The sequence below is a fragment of the Clostridium sp. CM039 genome, from assembly GCF_055081075.1.
On sequence record NZ_CM143649.1, the window covers coordinates 2,598,484 to 2,616,364 of the forward strand.

At 32.3% G+C, this 17,881-nt stretch carries 13 protein-coding genes; 7 read left to right on the plus strand and 6 right to left on the minus strand.

From position 1 onward, the window contains the following. Window positions 1-85 precede the first annotated feature (85 nt). A complete protein-coding gene (gene proS / locus ACWJJ2_RS12070; protein ID WP_216303961.1) occupies window positions 86-1,522 on the plus strand; it encodes a proline--tRNA ligase in 1,437 nt (478 codons plus the stop codon). A gap of 246 nt (window positions 1,523-1,768) precedes the next feature. Beyond that, on the plus strand, window positions 1,769-3,109 hold the full coding sequence (locus ACWJJ2_RS12075) for a Na+/H+ antiporter NhaC family protein (RefSeq protein WP_462953336.1): 1,341 nt from the start codon (window positions 1,769-1,771) through the stop codon (window positions 3,107-3,109). A gap of 74 nt (window positions 3,110-3,183) precedes the next feature. Here ACWJJ2_RS12075 and aroD read toward each other — a convergent pair whose 3' ends face one another. Continuing rightward, on the minus strand, window positions 3,184-3,948 hold the full coding sequence (gene aroD, locus ACWJJ2_RS12080) for a type I 3-dehydroquinate dehydratase (protein WP_462953337.1): 765 nt from the start codon (window positions 3,946-3,948) through the stop codon (window positions 3,184-3,186). A gap of 710 nt (window positions 3,949-4,658) precedes the next feature. On the opposite strand from aroD, the gene arcA reads away from it, so the two are divergent. The 4 genes from arcA to arcC all read left to right on the plus strand — a co-directional run bounded on the left by arcA (window position 4,659) and on the right by arcC (window position 9,452). Continuing rightward, entirely contained in the window at window positions 4,659-5,882 is a 1,224-nt protein-coding gene (arcA, locus tag ACWJJ2_RS12085) for an arginine deiminase (protein WP_216303963.1), read from the plus strand. 27 nt (window positions 5,883-5,909) lie between these two features. Continuing rightward, a complete protein-coding gene (gene argF, locus ACWJJ2_RS12090; RefSeq protein WP_253198256.1) occupies window positions 5,910-6,908 on the plus strand; it encodes an ornithine carbamoyltransferase in 999 nt (332 codons plus the stop codon). Between the two features lie 95 nt (window positions 6,909-7,003). After that, complete coding sequence (locus ACWJJ2_RS12095; RefSeq protein WP_216303964.1) at window positions 7,004-8,416, plus strand: basic amino acid/polyamine antiporter; 1,413 nt, start codon at window positions 7,004-7,006, stop codon at window positions 8,414-8,416. Window positions 8,417-8,501: 85 nt separating this feature from the next. After that, window positions 8,502-9,452, plus strand: coding sequence for a carbamate kinase (gene arcC / locus ACWJJ2_RS12100; protein ID WP_165413083.1), 951 nt, complete (start codon window positions 8,502-8,504; stop codon window positions 9,450-9,452). 171 nt (window positions 9,453-9,623) lie between these two features. On the opposite strand, the gene prfB is transcribed toward arcC, so the two are convergent. The 3 genes from prfB to hpf all read right to left on the minus strand — a co-directional run bounded on the left by prfB (window position 9,624) and on the right by hpf (window position 14,102). Further along, window positions 9,624-10,731 (minus strand): peptide chain release factor 2 gene (gene prfB / locus ACWJJ2_RS12105; protein WP_216303965.1). Its coding sequence is split into 2 segments (ribosomal slippage): window positions 9,624-10,652 and window positions 10,654-10,731, totalling 1,107 coding nucleotides; the frame shifts between segments, so codons are not numbered across the junction. Between the two features lie 138 nt (window positions 10,732-10,869). Next, on the minus strand, window positions 10,870-13,371 hold the full coding sequence (gene secA / locus ACWJJ2_RS12110) for a preprotein translocase subunit SecA (RefSeq protein WP_216303966.1): 2,502 nt from the start codon (window positions 13,369-13,371) through the stop codon (window positions 10,870-10,872). Window positions 13,372-13,568: 197 nt separating this feature from the next. Beyond that, window positions 13,569-14,102: a ribosome hibernation-promoting factor, HPF/YfiA family gene (gene hpf, locus ACWJJ2_RS12115; protein ID WP_165413081.1), complete on the minus strand. Its 534-nt coding sequence runs from the start codon at window positions 14,100-14,102 to the stop codon at window positions 13,569-13,571. A 334-nt stretch (window positions 14,103-14,436) separates the two neighbouring features. Here hpf and ACWJJ2_RS12120 point away from each other — a divergent pair, with 334 nt between their 5' ends. Beyond that, window positions 14,437-15,855 carry an IS1182 family transposase gene (locus ACWJJ2_RS12120; RefSeq protein WP_462953338.1) on the plus strand — a complete coding sequence of 473 codons (1,419 nt, stop codon included), beginning with the start codon at window positions 14,437-14,439 and terminating at the stop codon, window positions 15,853-15,855. Window positions 15,856-16,160: 305 nt separating this feature from the next. On the opposite strand, the gene ACWJJ2_RS12125 is transcribed toward ACWJJ2_RS12120, so the two are convergent. Beyond that, a complete protein-coding gene (locus ACWJJ2_RS12125) occupies window positions 16,161-16,760 on the minus strand; it encodes a ComF family protein (RefSeq protein ID WP_268064027.1) in 600 nt (199 codons plus the stop codon). Window positions 16,761-16,813: 53 nt separating this feature from the next. Then, window positions 16,814-17,842, minus strand: a complete 1,029-nt coding sequence (locus ACWJJ2_RS12130) for a hypothetical protein (RefSeq protein WP_216303968.1) — start codon at window positions 17,840-17,842, stop codon at window positions 16,814-16,816. Between the last annotated feature and the right edge of the window lie 39 nt (window positions 17,843-17,881).

Below are 17,881 nucleotides of genomic sequence, written 5' to 3' on the forward strand. Positions count from 1 at the left end.
ATTCTATGATTGATTTTATAGTGCCCTTTTACGGGTTTTTTTGTATTTATTTTAAAATATTTTATTGAATCGGAGGAAAATAATTATGGCAAAAGGAAAAAAATTTGTAGAATCTATTACCTCTATGGAAGAAGATTTTGCAAAATGGTATACCGATATTGTAAAAAAAGCGGAACTTGCTGATTATGCGAGCGTTAGAGGTTGCATGGTAATAAGACCTTATGGCTATGCAATTTGGGAAAATATTCAAAAAACTTTAGATCAAATGTTTAAAGATACAGGTCATGAAAATGTATATATGCCAATGTTCATTCCTGAGAGCTTACTTCAAAAGGAAGCAGATCATGTTAAAGGCTTTGCACCAGAGGTTGCTTGGGTAACACACGGAGGCAACGAGCTACTAGCAGAGAGGCTTTGCGTTAGGCCAACTTCTGAAACATTATTTTGTGACCACTATTCAAAAATAATTCAATCTTACAATGATCTCCCTAAATTATATAATCAATGGTGTTCCGTTGTTCGTTGGGAAAAAACCACAAGACCTTTTCTTAGAAGTTCAGAATTTTTATGGCAAGAAGGCCATACCGCTCATGCAACGGCGGAAGAAGCAAAAGAGGAAACTCTTAGAATGCTTAATATATATTCAACCTTTTGTGAAGAAACCCTTGCTATTCCAGTTATAAAAGGTAAGAAAACAGAAAAAGAAAAGTTTGCAGGAGCAAATGAAACTTACACAATTGAAAGTTTAATGCATGATGGAAAAGCACTTCAATGTGGTACTTCTCATAATTTTGGAGACGGTTTTGCAAGAGCATTTAACATACAGTATTCAGATAAAACAGGTAAACTTGCTTATGTTCACCAAACTTCTTGGGGAATGTCTACAAGACTTATCGGCGCTTTAATTATGGTTCACGGTGATGATAATGGTCTAATACTGCCACCAGCAGTAGCTCCAATTCAACTTATCATAGTTCCAATTGCACCTCATAAAGAAGGCGTAATTGAAAAAGCTACAGAACTTAAAAATATATTATCAAAGCTTTCACGTGTAAAAATGGATATTAGCGATAAAATGGCTGGATGGAAATTTAGCGAATACGAAATGAAAGGTGTTCCGCTACGTTTAGAAGTTGGTCCAAAAGATATAGAAAACAACCAAGTAGTACTTGTGAGACGGGATAGCCGCGAAAAAATAATTGTTCCAATGTCAGAACTAGAAGCATTAGTACCCGAGATTTTAAAAGATATTCAAAAATCTTTATTTGAAAAAGCTAAAAATGCACAAGATACCCGAACCTTTAACGCGAGCACCGTAGAAGAATTAAAAGAACTTCTTGATAAAACTTTAGGATTTGTTAGCGCTCCATGGTGTGGAGAACTCGCTTGCGAAGAAAAAGTAAAAGAAGTAGCCGGTGCGTCTTCTAGATGCATGCCATTTAATATGCCAGAAGAAAAAGGCGTTTGCTTATGTTGTGGAAAACCATCTAAAGCTACAGTTATTTGGGGAAGAGCTTATTAAATTTAAATATAAAAGCGATTGGTTTATGCCAATCGCTTTTAATTTTTTAAATTTATACCTTAATAAATCGCGATATAATTCTATACCCTCTTGGTAAATTGATTAAATCGTTACCTGTAGCGATGCAATATTAGCAACTTATGGTTATACTTTTTATTGAATACCTGTATTATTTTTGTTATACTAATGACAATAAATGAAATGCTTATAGGCTTAATTTAAATTTTTTTAAAGTAGGTGATGACAATGGATTTAATTATAGCTTTTATTGTTACATTTGCACTTTTAGTTTTGAGTGTTTTAAAAGGCATATTTCTTGCATATCCATTAATATCTGGGCTAATCCTCTTTATTTTAGTGGAGTTTAAAAGAGGAATTCCCCTAAAACGCTTGTTAAATATGTCTTTTAATGGGGGCAAAAAATCTCTCATAATTATAAAGATTTTTATTCTTATTGGGGCTATTACATCTATATGGATTGTCTCTGGCACTGTACCTGCAATAGTTTATTATTGTATAACTCTAATAAGGCCCAATATGTTTATTTTATCTGCATTCTTAACCAGTTGTTTCGTATCTTTTTTAATAGGTACATCTCTCGGAACGTCCGGTACAATAGGTGTGGCCCTTATGGTTGTTGCAAGAAGCGGTGGTGTAAACCTTGCTGCCACAGCTGGCTCAATTATTGCTGGAGCATACTTTGGTGATAGGTGTTCTCCTATGTCTTCTAGTGCAATCCTTATTGCGTATCTTACAGAAACAGATATATATATAAATATAAAAAACATGTTTAAAACCTGCATAGTTCCCTTTGGTATTTCAATTATTTTCTACACTATAGTGTCAAGTATATTTCCCTTGCATAGTTCTGCAAACGGGATAAATAGTGAAATAATTAATGCATTCTCTATAAATATAATTGTTTTGCTTCCTGCTTTGGTTATACTTGTTTTTTCAGCATTTAAGATAAATGTTAAAACATCTATGATTGTAAGCATATTAACGGCTTTTTTATTAAGCATCTTTATCCAACACGAAACCCTAGTACAATGCATAAAGTTTACTGTTTTCGGATATAACACAGACAAATCAAGTCCCCTTTACACGATACTTAAAGGCGGAGGAATCATTTCTATGCTAAAATCATCCCTCGTGATATATATAGGCTCTGCATTTGCAGGTTTAATAGAGGGAAGTAAAATGTTAGACAGTGTTGAAGCTATAACTTTGAAGGCAAATTCTAGGTATGGGGTCTTTCAAAATATAGTCATTTCAAGCATATTCACCGCTACTGTAGGCTGCAGCCAATCCGTTGCTGTTATGTTAACTCATATGTTAAATAAAAAGGCTTATGAGAAAAATGAACTAGATAACTCATTCTTAGCCATTGATTTAGAAAATACAGCAATAATGATTTCCGCTTTGATTCCTTGGAATATTGCTTTACTTGCTCCACTTACGATTTTAGGTGCTAATCTTTCCTGCATGCCATACCTCTTATATATATATATGGTACCTATAACAAATTTGATCTTAATCCGATTTAAATCAAATACTAGCAATATAGAAATAAATATCAATCATTAAATCATCTCCTGCGGAGCTGTAATATTAACGACTTCTGAAATGTCGTTAAATCATCCTATTGCATTCTAATTTTTTTACGTATTATTATGAAGTAATTGAATAGTTCTACGTAATTCTACTACAGCAATTTGACCTGGTGCAGAAGCCTTCTTGACTGCGCCAAATGTTAATGCAGAGCCAAATAATTCACCTGATAATCTACTAATAAGCCCTTTTTCTGCCATAGAAATTGTAATAATAGGGCCATTCGCATATCTTTCATTCATAATACGCGTTGCATCTAACAGTACAATCACATCCTCTGCACAATTAGGCATTACTGCGATTTTAGGAATATCTGCACCTAATCCTTGAGCCTTACGTAATCGAGATATAATTTCTTCTTTCTCTGGCGTATTATGAAAATCATGATTAGATATAATAACCGCTACGCCATTTTCATGTGCTGATTCAACTAATTCTTTTATATCTTTTTCATCGTTAAATAACTCAATATCTATAACTTCAACAAGCTTTGTTTCAGAAATCAATCTATTTAATTCAAAATAAAATGCAGTACTAATCTCCTTTTGTCCACCCTCTTTAGCACTACGGAACGTAAAGATAATGGGCTTGTCAACTAGCACTTTCCTAATTGCTTGTAATGCTTTCTTAACTCTCTCTATATTTGTAGCGTTCTCGAAAAAATCTACACGCCATTCTACAACATCTAAGTCAATCCCTTTTAAAATTTCAGCTTCTTCTATAAGCTGTGGAATAGTTTCTCCAACCATTGGAACGCAAATTTTAGGTAAGCCTTCACCAATTGTAACATCCTTAATAGTAACTACTTTTTTCATTAATACCCACCCCATCAAAATAAATTGCGACACTAATTCTTTTCTAGATATAATACCAGTCATTACTAATATAGTAAAGGTTTCTTATTTTTTCTTCCCCCTATAAACTATTAATAAATCACTCAAAATCAAGGGAAAGAAAAGAACTTCGCCACCTCAATCTAATTAATTGTTATTTAATACAATAATCCCCTTATAGATGCCTTCCCGGAATTTAATTATTTTTTTTCTATCTCACATCATCACCTTTTATATATCAACATTATGAACATTTTGTAAATAAATAATATCATTAACGATTTCAGTGCGATATTATGATGAAAAATAGGTTTATATGCATAATTATTAACGCAATAACTAATAATATATAGGCTATGTAACCTTTATCTAGATATTGCTATACATTTATAGGTATAAATAACCAAAAAAAAGTTTTATGAATGTTTATACCTTATTTCTAGCATTATGCATAATAAACTAAAACATTATGAATATATATACACATAATCTAATATTCTAAATTTTCAAGCAGAAACATCCATAGTATTACCGAGTAAAATAAAGCTTAGCATAAATAAGCAGTGTTAAATCAATAACAAAGCTTACATGTACGATATATATGGAATTATAGTAGAATTCTCGGTTTTCCTTATATAAATGTACACTTTATAATGATGGCATAAACAAAAACGAATAGGGGGCTAAATTAAATGGAATCATTTATAAATGTAACTTCTGAAATAGGAAAACTTAATAAAGTAATGCTACATAGACCCGGTAGAGAAATAGAAAATTTAGTACCGAATCTTCTTGAAAGATTACTTTTCGATGATATTCCTTATTTAGAAGTAGCGCGAAAAGAACATGATATATTTGCAAAAATATTAAAAGAAAACGATGTGGAAGTTCTTTATTTAGAAGAACTTGTTACAGAGGCTTTAATCGAGGATCAAACCAAAAAAATATTTTTACAACAGTTTTTACTTGAAAGTCACATTAGTAATAAAGAAATATATAAATCTCTTTATGATTATTTAATGTCAAAGCCTACAAGAGAAATGATTGATATACTTATGGCTGGAGTTAGAAAAAACGAAATAGCTGTTAAGGAGATTCATTCTCTAAGAGGATTAATAGGAACCCAGTATCCATTCTACTTAGATCCTATGCCTAATCTTTACTTTACTCGCGATCCAGGTGCTTCAATTGGAAATGGTATTACTATAAATACTATGCAAACTGAAGCTAGAAGACGTGAGACTTTGTTCCTAGAATTTATTCATGAATATCATAGTTCCTTCAAACAAAATGAAGTGCCACTTTGGTATGATAGAAGCCTTCCAAGTAATATCGAAGGTGGAGACGAACTTATATTATCTGCCACAACCCTTGCAATAGGGTGTAGTCAAAGAACTTCACCTGAAGCTATAGAAGTTGTAGCAAGAAATTTGTTTGAAAAACATACTACTTTTGAAAAAGTATTAGTATTAGAAATTCCATCTAGTAGAGCATTTATGCATCTTGATACTGTATTTACTATGGTTGATTATGATAAATTTACAATACACCCAGAGATAGAAGGACCACTTAATGTTTTCGAAATTACAAAAGGTGTCAATGGACAATTAAATATTAAGCAAGAAAAAGATATATTACAAAATGTATTAAAATCTGCATTAAAAGTGCCTTCAGTTGATTTAATAAGATGCGGCGGTGGTGACGCTATTGTAGCAGCAAGAGAACAATGGAACGACGGATCAAACACTCTAGCTATTGCACCAGGAAAAGTTATAACTTATGAACGAAATTATGTTACTAATGAAATTTTATCAAAACATGGTGTAACAGTACTCACAATGCCAAGTGCCGAACTTTCAAGAGGAAGAGGCGGCCCAAGATGTATGAGTATGCCACTAAATAGAGATAACTTATAAAAACAACAATATTAGGAGGAATTTATTATGTTTAACTTAAGAAACAGAAACTTTTTAACTTTGATGGACTTTACTCCAAATGAAATAAACTACTTTTTAGATTTAGCTAGAGATTTAAAAAGAGCTAAGTATGCAGGTACAGAACAACAGAAATTAAAAGGTAAAAATATTGCGCTAATATTTGAAAAGAGTTCTACAAGAACAAGATGTGCTTTTGAAGTAGGAGCACTAGACCAAGGAGCTCATGTAACTTACCTTGGACCTACAGGAACTCAAATTGGCAAAAAGGAATCTGTAGCAGATACAGCTAGAGTTCTTGGCAGAATGTATGATGGAATAGAATATAGAGGATATGGCCAAGAAATAGTTGAAGAACTAGCAAAATATGCAGGAGTTCCAGTATGGAACGGATTAACAACTGAAGACCACCCAACACAAATTCTTGCAGATTTTTTAACTATAAAAGAACACTTTGACAAGCCATTAAGCGACATTGTGTTTGTATATGCTGGAGATGGAAGAAACAACATGGCAAATGCATTGATGATTGGTGCTGCTAAAATGGGTATGGACTTTAGAATAGTATCACCAAAGAGCTTATTCCCTGAAACAGCATTAGTTTCAAAATGCAATGAAATTGCTAAAGAAACAGGAGCAAAAATTACTATTACAGATAGCGTGGATGCAGGAGTTAAAAATGCAGATGTAATCTACACAGACGTATGGGTTTCTATGGGCGAAGCAGACGAAGTATGGGCATCAAGAATAGAATTATTAAGGCCATACCAAGTTAATATGAAAATGCTTAATAAGACAGGTAACAAAAACGTTAAATTCATGCACTGCCTACCAGCTTTTCATGATTTAAAGACACTTGTAGGTAAAGATATATTTGAAAAATATGGTCTTGAAGGTTTAGAAGTTACAGATGAAGTATTTGAAAGTACACATTCTATAGTATTTGATGAAGCAGAAAACAGAATGCATACAATCAAAGCAATTATGGTTGCTACACTTGGAAACTAGCCTAAAATAATTATAAAATTAATTGGTGAGGGCAATATTATTGCTCTCACCAATTTAAAATATGGCTAATACATTAATCAAAAGGAGATTATAAAATGGAAAAGGATAAAGATAAGAAGCTAGGCTTGTCTCTATTAATTGCTCTTGGAGTTGGTTCCATGATTGGTGGTGGCATCTTTAATAGCCCAACTGATCTTATCGGTAAAGCAAACCCTCAAGCAGTAATTATTGCATGGGTAATTGGTGGACTTGGCGTGGCATTTTTAGCACTAGTATTTCAATTACTTGCAAACAAAAGACCAGCGCTTACAGGGGGCATATTCACTTATGCAAAAGAAGGCTTTGGAGAATTTGTTGGATTCAATTCAGCCTGGGGATATTGGTTAAGCGCTTGGCTTGGAAACGTTGCATTTTTTATTCTTATATTTAAAACTTTTAATAGTTTAGTAGGTGACGTAAAACCTATAGTAACATTTTTATTAGCATCTGCACTATTATGGATAATTCATTATATACAAATGCGTGGAGTTAAGAGCGCCGGAATAATAAATGCCGTTGCCACAGTTGCAAAAATCATACCCTTATTAATGGTAATTGTATTTGGTCTTGCAATATTTAAAACTAGAACTTTTAATGTTGATAATTGGAAAACAATATTAGCTTCTACGGGGGGTTCTACCACCGTGTTCTTGCAAATTAAAGGAGCAATGGGTACAATTTTGTGGTGCTTTATTGGTATCGAAGCTGCAACAGTGCTTTCTGAGAGAGCGAAATCTCAAAAGACTGTCGGAACTGCTACAATAATAAGTTTAATTATAACTTTAGTGCTTTATATACTGGTTTCAACAACCGCTATGGGAGTAATTTCAGCTAATACTCTTGCTAGTTCACAAACCCCTCTAGCAGATATGTTATCAATTACTGTACTTGGCAGTATTGGAGCTGTAATCGTTAAAGTTGGTTTAATTATTTCACTTGTAGGCTGCCTAATTAGTTGGGTTATGCTTGCAGCAGAAATTCCTTATGTTGCGGCAAAGGGTGGCACAATGCCAAAATGGTTTATTAAACAAAATGACAATGGTGCTGCAGTAAATTCATTATTACTAACTGATGGATTAACTCAAATATTTTTACTTTCGCTACTTTTACCAGCACTTCAGTCTGCATATGGTAGTGTGTTTTTAATTTCAACAACATGTATTTTAATTCCATATTTGCTTTCATCACTATATGCAGTTAAAGTTGCATTTACAGATGTCCTAGGAGCTAAAGATAAGATAGTTTCTATATTAGCCTGTACCTATTCACTATATGTAATTTACGCAGTAGGAATAAATTATCTAGGAGCAGCAGTAATACTATATGCAGTGGGTATATTTGTATATCTAAAGGCTAGGAAAGAAAAGAATGAACCTATTAAAATAAACGAGAAAATAGGAATGGTAGCCATTATGGTAGTTGCAATCTTAATGATTATACTGCTTTCAATTGGCAAAATTCAACTTTAAACATTATTTCAATGAAATTTTATAAAATATTTTTAAGTTATTAAATAAATTATATTTTATATATAATATAAAAGGAGAAATATATATGTCAAGAATAGTAATAGCACTTGGTGGAAATGCCCTTCAAGCAAATCCAAAGGATACTACATCAGAAGCACAATTAGTAACAGCAAGACAGACGTCAGAAGCCATTGTAGATTTAATTGAAGAGGGTCACGAGGTTATTGTTGCTCATGGTAATGGACCTCAAGTAGGTCAACTCGTAGCTACTTATGAAGCAGCCGCTTCTATAAATGAAAATAGCCCAATAATGCCTTTTCCTGAATGTGGTGCTATGAGCCAAGGTTATATAGGCTATCATCTGCAACAAAGCATTAGATCAGAGATGAGAAAACGAGGAATAAATAAGGACGTTGCAACAGTAGTTACTCAGGTAATTGTTGATCAGAATGATCCAGGATTTAAGGATCCAACTAAGCCAGTAGGTTCTTTCTTTACAGAGGAACAGGCTAAGAAATTAATGATTGAAAAAGGATATATAATGAAAGAGGATTCAAATAGAGGATGGAGACGCGTAGTGGCTTCACCACTTCCAATGGCTATAGTTGAAGAACCTATTATCAAAACATTAGTTGAAGCTGGACATATTGTTATAACTGTTGGCGGTGGCGGTATACCTGTAATTGATAATGGAAATGGAAACCTTGAGGGCGTTCCAGCAGTAATAGATAAAGATTTTGCTTCTTCTAAAATAGCTGAATTACTAAATGCTGATGCATTAGTTGTACTTACAGCCGTTGAACAGGTTGCTATTAACTTTGGTACTCCAAATCAAAAGAATCTTTCAATAATAACTGTTGAAGAAGCTAAAACTTATATTAAAGAAGGACATTTTGCTCCTGGTTCTATGCTTCCAAAAATAAAAGCGGCTCTTGCTTTCGTTGAAGCACAAGAAGGCAGAAAAGCAATTATAACATCACTCGAAAAAGCTAGAGAAGCAATAAGCGGAACAGCAGGAACAGTGATAACAAAATAATAAACTTTAAATGTAAGTCATAAGATGAAAATGCTTATGACCTATACATAACAAAAATAAAAGATCCAGCAGAATATACAATATATTCTGCTGGATCTTTTAGGTTCAAATAGAAATGTGTCTACATTTCTATAATGGTACCACCCTTCTTTATTGTAGCTATACCTGATGTTATTTATTGTTCTGCCTTAAGTACGCCTCGATAAAAATATCAATATCCCCATCCATAACTGCATCTACATTACCCATTTCTGTATTAGTCCTATGATCCTTTACCAAATTATATGGATGAAATACATAAGATCTAATTTGACTTCCCCAACCATTTTCTTTCAAATCCCCGGTTAAGTCTTCTATTCTATCTTTTTTAGCTCTTTCCTTTAAATCCAATAATTTTGCCATAAGCATCTTCATCGCAGTTTGTTTATTACTATGCTGACTTCTTTCATTTTGACACTGTACTACTATACCCGTAGGTATATGGGTAATCCTTATGGCTGAGTCAGTTTTATTTACATGTTGACCTCCTGCCCCTCCAGATCTATAAGTATCTATTCTCAGGTCATCAGGCTTTATTTCAACATCTTGATTATCGGTAAGCTCTGGAAGTACTTCACAAGATGCAAACGAGGTTTGCCTCTTACCATTTGCATTAAAAGGTGAAATTCTCACTAACCTATGCACTCCCTTTTCGGCCATTAAATATCCATAGGCATATTCGCCAGTTATTTTTAATGTCACTGCTTTAATACCCGCTTCATCAGATGGCTGATAATCTAAAACTTCGATCTTATATCCCTTCTTTTCACACCACCTTGAGTACATTCTATAAAGCATTTCTGTCCAATCTTGAGCGTCACTTCCACCTGCACCGGTATGAAGCGTTAAAATCGCATTATTTATATCATATTTCCCAGCTAATAAAATTTCTATCCTGAACCTATCTGTATCCAGCGTTAGGTCTTTTAATTCACTTTTCATTTCTGCTATAGAGGAATCATCTTCTTCCTCCTCACTTAGTTCAATTAGCACTTCCAAATCTTCTATCTTACTAATTATTAAATTGAATCTATCAATTCTATCTTTAATACCCTTAGCTTTTTGAGTAACTTGTTGTGCCGCTTTTATATCCTGCCAAAAGCTCGTCTCCTGCATTGTAAACTCAAGTTCTTTTAATTGTTTTTCCATAGACGCTACGTCAAAGAGACACCCTAATCTCTTCTACATTACTTTTTAATACGTTTAATTCACTTATTGTTTCTTCGATTAGTATTATCAATTATAGCACCTCTTTCATTATATTTGAAAAGGGATAAGCAAGAATCAATTGCTCATCCCTTTTCAGTTGGAAATTGACGGTTTTATATTTCCAACTATTATTATCCCTTATGCGGTTGTTTGAAGTTATTAATAATTATTAACCTCTGCCACAGCAATTTTTGTATTTTTTCCCTGAACCACAAGAACATTCATCATTTCTTCCTTGTTTAGTAACTTTTTTAATTGGCTCATTTTTAATGGAATTATCATGATTTGTTGATGTAATCTTAGAAACCATTTCTCTCTCAGGTGCTTTTTCTATTTGCACATGAAATAAGTATTTAACAGTTTCCGTCTTTATATTTTCAATCATTTCAGCAAACATATCGCTACCTTCCATTTGGTAGGCTTGTGATGGGTCCTGTTGCTTATAAGCTCTAAGTCCAATGCCCTGCTTTAAATGTTCCATCTCATCGATATGATCCATCCATTTACTATCTACTACCCTTAGAAGAATAACCCTTTCGACTTCTCTTATTTGTTCGTCACCAAAATTTTCTTCTTTTTGTTCATAGATTTTTTTAGCTATTTCTAAAAGAGTATTTTTAATTTCCTCATTAGATGTTTTAGAAAGTTCTTCTATTGAAACCATACCCTTTGGAAGATATATTTCTTCAAGATAGTTAATAAGTTTTACTAATTCCTCATCAAAACTTTCCTCAACTCCACTAATATGTGAATCAACTGCAGAGAAAACAACATCTTGTATCATTTCTTCAATTTGATCTTTTATATTTTCGCCTTGAAGAACCTCTGTTCTTTGTCTATAAATTATTTCTCTCTGTTGGTTCATTACATCATCATATTGAACAACATTTTTTCTTATATCAAAGTTATTTCCTTCAACTTTCTTTTGAGCACTTTCTATAGCACCACTTACCATCTTGCTTTCAATAGCGTCCTCATCAGTTAATCCTAATTTTCCTACAACCCCTTGAAGTCTTTCAGACCCAAATATTCTCATTAAATCATCTTCGAGTGATATGTAAAATCTTGAGCTTCCAGTATCTCCCTGACGACCAGCACGACCCCTAAGCTGATTATCAATACGCCTAGATTCATGTCTTTCAGTTCCAATTATCTTGAGTCCACCAACTTCAACAACGCCTTCTTCAAGCTTAATATCTGTACCACGGCCCGCCATATTAGTTGCTATGGTAACCATGCCACGTGCTCCTGCATGAGAGACTATATCCGCTTCTCTTTCATGATATTTAGCATTAAGTACTTGATGAGGAATTCCTCTTTTTTTAAGCATATCAGATAATAATTCTGATTTTTCTATACTAACAGTTCCTACGAGAACGGGCTGCTTGTTCTTATAAGTTTCAACTATTTCATCTACTATAGCTTTATATTTCCCATTAACAGTTTTAAACACTAAATCTGCGTTATCAATTCTTGTTAATGGCATATTTGTAGGTATTACTATTACATCCAATCCGTATATTTCTCTAAATTCATTTTCTTCTGTAAGCGCAGTTCCAGTCATGCCCGATAACTTATTATACATTCTAAAATAGTTCTGGAAGGTAATAGTTGCAAGAGTTTTTGACTCTTTTTCAATTTTGACGCTCTCTTTTGCTTCAATAGCTTGGTGAAGCCCATCGCTATATCTTCTGCCTTCCATGAGTCTTCCAGTAAACTCATCCACTATGATAACTTGACCATCCTTTGCCATATAATCTTTATCTTTTCTCATGATGAAGTTTGCTTTTAAAGCTTGAACTGTATGGTGCTGTATACCCATATTTTCTGCATCAGCATAATTCTCTAAATGAAAATATTTTTCCGCTTTATCTATACCAGCATTAGATAATATAACAGCACTAGCTTTTTCATCTATAGTATAATCTTCTTCCTTCACTAGACCCTTAACAAAATAATCTGCTACTTTATAAAAATCCGTAGATTTTTCTCCTTCTCCAGATATTATAAGCGGTGTTCTAGCTTCATCTATTAATATAGAATCAACCTCATCCACGATTACAAAGTTTAATTTTCTTTGAACTCTTTCTTCTTTATAAACAACCATATTATCTCTTAAATAGTCAAACCCAAATTCGTTATTTGTCCCATATGTTATATCTGAATTATAGGCCGCTTGCCTTTGTGTTTGATCTAAATCATGAATAATTACGCCTACAGAAATACCTAAGAATTCGTGTATTCGTCCCATGTCATCGCTATCTCTTTTGGCAAGGTAGTCATTAACTGTAATTATGTGAACACCATTTCCAGTTAACGCATTCAAATATGAGGGAAGTGTAGCCACTAAGGTCTTTCCTTCACCCGTTTTCATTTCTGTTATTCTTCCTTGGTGCAGTACTATTCCACCAATTAGTTGTACTCTAAAATGCTTCATGTTAAGAACTCTCCATGAAGCTTCTCTAACCACCGCAAAGGCTTCAGGTAATATATCCTCTAAAGTCTCTCCTTTATTTAATCTAGTTTTAAATTCTTCTGTTTTTGATTTAAGTTCTTCATCGCTTAAACTAGTCATCAACGGATCTAATTCTTCTATTTTATCTACTGTTGAAATTATTCTTTTTATCTCTCTATCACTATAACTACCAAATAACTTTTCAAAAAATTTCATACTTTTCATCCTCACTATTCATTTTAATAGTCCCTAAATATATACTTAAAATTATACCACTTAATTTGTTACTGTTCAACTTATACGAATTTATAAATTTTGTAAATTATCATTAATAATTTTTCACTATACTTTTTTTAAGTTAAAAAAAGATTAAAGTAAGTAAATTTACTTTAATCCTTTAAATTTAATATATTTTAAAATTCTGGTTCTATCAAACCATAATTTCCATCTTTTCTTTTATATACTACATTTACCTCTGAACTACCATCACTCATATATACGAAGAAACTATGACCAACGAGTTCCATTTGAAGTACTGCTTCCTCTGCTGACATAGGTTTAAATGCAAATTTCTTCATCTTTACTATCTTAGGATCTATACCATCATCTTCGTTCTTATCATATTTTGGTATGCCTTGAAATTTAAGAGATGTTCCTCTATTCCTTTTTTCTAATTTTGTTTTATTTTTTCTAATTTGTCTTTCTAATTTATCAACTACAATATCTAATGATGTATACATATCTTCATTTTGCTCTTCTGATCTTAAAATAACTCCATTAAAAGGGATTGTAACTTCTATTGTATGTCTATTCTTACAAACGCCTAATGTTGTCTGTGCTTCCACATCTGGACTAAAATACTTATCCAATCTTGCTATTTTCTTGTCTATAATATTTTTCAAGGCTTCTGTTATCTCTATATTTCTTCCTATTACTTTGACTTTCATACTTACAGCCCCTCTCTAATATCTACATACTGCTTAATTGCTAAGCATGATATATGTTTTATATTTCAATTCTATTACTTTTAATGCTAAATAGCAACCATTAAAATCAGAATTCACATAATATTAATACAATTTAAATTATATTCGATATTTTTAGGTACCAATAAAATAAAAACTCCTAATATAATATTAGGAGTCAGACCGTTGACAAACATAAAATGTAAAACACTCTAATTTAAAATTGGAGTGTTTTTTTTTATATTCAAAAAGGATTTTAGGACATCAATGTCGAATATATATAGTATACAAACTTTATAATTCGGAGGGCATTATTATGATTAATGAAAAGAATTTTACACAACAAAAACTAGAAATGGTGTATTTAGAAGATTTAGTTCCTAAAGACCATATTCTGAGAAATATAGATAAATACATGGATTTCTCTTTTATAAGAGAACTGACTAAAAAATATTACTGCTTAGATAATGGAAGACCTGGCGTAGATCCTATTATACTTTTTAAAATGCTGTTTATTGGGTACTTATTTGGAATAAAATCTGAACGACAACTTGTAAAGGACATTGAAGTAAATGTGGCTTATAGATGGTTTCTAGGACTAAGTCTTACTGATCCTATTCCAGATCATTCAACAATTAGCCAAAATAGACGTAGACGGTTTAAAGGTACAGATGTGTTTCAAAAAATATTTGACGAAGTAGTATTTAAGGCTATAAATCTTAAGATGGTAACCGGTAAAATACTTTACACAGATTCTACACACCTAAAAGCAAATGCTAATAAGCGAAAGCTTGTGAAAATTGAAGTTGAAAAAACGCCGAAAGAATATGTAGCTGAACTTAATAAAGCAGTGGAAGAAGATAGAATAAACCATGGTAAAAAACCTTTAAAGGAAAAAGAACCTGTCACCAAAATAAAAGAAACTAAAGTTAGCACAACCGACCCTGACAGTGGATATATGATGAGAGATGGCAAGCCGGAAGGCTTCTCATATTTAGATCACAGAACTGTCGATAGCAGACATAATATAATTACTGATGTGTATGTTACTCCTGGAAACATAAATGATGTTGATCCTTATATCGATAGATTAGATGTGCAAATAAAAAAGTTTAATTTTAATACAAAATATGTTGGTGCAGATGCTGGTTATGCTACAAATCTTATATGTAAAGAACTATATGAGAGGGAATTAAAATCTGTAATGGGATACCGTAGGTCTCCACATACAAAAGGAATGTACACAAAAAATAAATTCCAATATCTTAAAGAACAGGACATTTACGTATGCCCTGACCTAAGGGCTTTACATTATAAAACGACAACAAGAGAAGGATATAAAGAATATGTTGGTAATGCAAAATATTGCGAGATATGTCCAAATAGAGCTCAATGCTTTTCTGCAAAAAGCAAGTTTAAAACTATTAGAAGACATGTTTGGGAAACGTATAAAGAAGATGTTGTAAAGTTCACCAGAACAGATAAAGGCAGAAATATATATAGAAGAAGAAAAGAAACTATAGAGCGAAGCTTCGCAGATTCAAAACAACTGCATGGGCTTCGCTATTGCCATATGCGTGGATTAGAAAATGTGCAAGAGCAGTGTCTGCTTACAGCAGCAGTGCAGAATATGAAAAAGATAGCTAGCCTGCTATCTTTACTGTTTTTTGATTTTCTAACTAAGAAGATAGTTGTTATTTTACATTTATCCATAACTCAAAATGCTATCGCATAATTGCATGTAAAAAGCCCAGTATAATAAAAAAATTATACTGGGTTTGTAAGCAACCTGACTCCTAATATAATATTAGGAGTTTTTATATATTAAGTTAGTTGACCTGGTCTTTGACCCCACACTCGCCTGCTGGAGCTTTTGCTACCCAGAATTACCCTCTCACTACTAACACTCTCGTCTACTAAACGGCAGGACTAACCTCTAAGCCGCACCATGCTCGCTAAACTTTGTTTAACTTACGTGGATCGTTTCGCCTGCGACTGGCATCGACTTTCAACCACAAACCTAACTTACTACAATACGTATTATACATTACTTTTGGCTATTGTCAATATATAAATATTATTTATCCCACTTTCTTTCAGTTTGTGAGCACAATGAAACGCTGTAGCCCCAGTGGTTATAACATCATCAATGAGCAAAATATTTTTATTTTTTATAGCTTCATTTTTTTGGATCTCAAAACATTTCTCCATATTGTTCCATCTTTCTTCGCCATTGAGACCTATTTGATCTTTAGTATCCTCAGTTTTAATTAAGTTGCAAATCACTGGAATATTTAAAAATCGCGATAAATAGCTTGCCAAAAACTCGCTTTGGTTATACCCCCTATTTTTTAAAGCTTTTTTAGTCATAGGTACATAAGATATTAAGTCAAACTGTAATTCATTGCTTTTTACAAGTTGTAACATGTATTCCGCTAAGATTTCACCGCATATAAAATCGCTTTTATATTTAAGCCTAATAATTAATTCTTTTACTATATTAGAATAATAAAACACTGACCAAACAAGATATTTTTCTTCATTGCGACCTATATAAAAGCTTTGCGCACAGCGCTTCAATTTTTCTCTGCATTTAGTACACAAAGCTTCACTTTCCTCACTATATCCACTACAAATCACGCACTGTTCATCGCCTGAATATATGAGCTGAACTAAACAATAAAGTATTTTTCTTATATATTTAATAATCCTCGCTCCCACGCTTTCTCATTAAATTTTCTAGCTATATTTTTAGCTTTATCCATTTGCACAGTTTCAACATTAGCTAAAAATATAGCCTCTCCCCTTTGTATACTTTCATATCTCCCAACCTTACTTGATAAATATAATAGTTGCTTATGATTATATTTATCATTATCAGCAAAATAAACTATAACATCAATTGAATGAAATTCTAAATAACTTTCTTCAAAGTCATTAGTGACTATTATCCCCTCATCTTCATTCATGAACTTTACTTTAATATTAGCATCGCTTTTTTTACTAATAAACAAAAAAATATTTTCACTTAACTTTTCTTTGAAATTACATAGATACTCAAAGACCGCTATAGTTTTTTCCTCATCTGGTGTAAATATTATTACCTTTCTATTAGATATAATTGACCAATTCAAATATTGATAAACAACCAAAGGTATATCCGTACTAAGATTTATCCTCGTAGTTATGATTCTAGGCTCTATAATCGGAATATTATTGTTTTTTAACGGAAACATTATTGGCGTGCCCTCGCTTAAAACATTCTCTACAGAATAGGCTATAGCTACACTATTTGCTTTACACATTCTTAATAACACTTTTTTTATTTGTTGCTTAGTGTATTTAGGAAAACTTCTAATATCATTATAAATAATCAAATCAAATTTTTCTTGGAGTTTTAACGCATTTTCATGATTGCATATATGTAAATACTCATTCACACTGCCATAATTCGTTTCAGGTGAATATACATATTGACCTAAATTACTAAATTTATTTATGAAGTAAATAATATCAATACTCCTCTGGTTTTCATTAGTTATATACAATATATTTTTCTTTTCATTAACATATTCAATTATAGTTTCTAACAATATATCAGAGGAATTGTAAAACATAGATACAACATCAATTCTTTTTTTGCTGTTTAAAGAACATCTTAAAATTTCTTTGCTAATCTCATCTTTTTCTTTACTAAGGTTTAATTTTGCGTAGAAAAGCATGTAAAATCTCCTTTGCAATTTAATATTTCTTCCAAACAA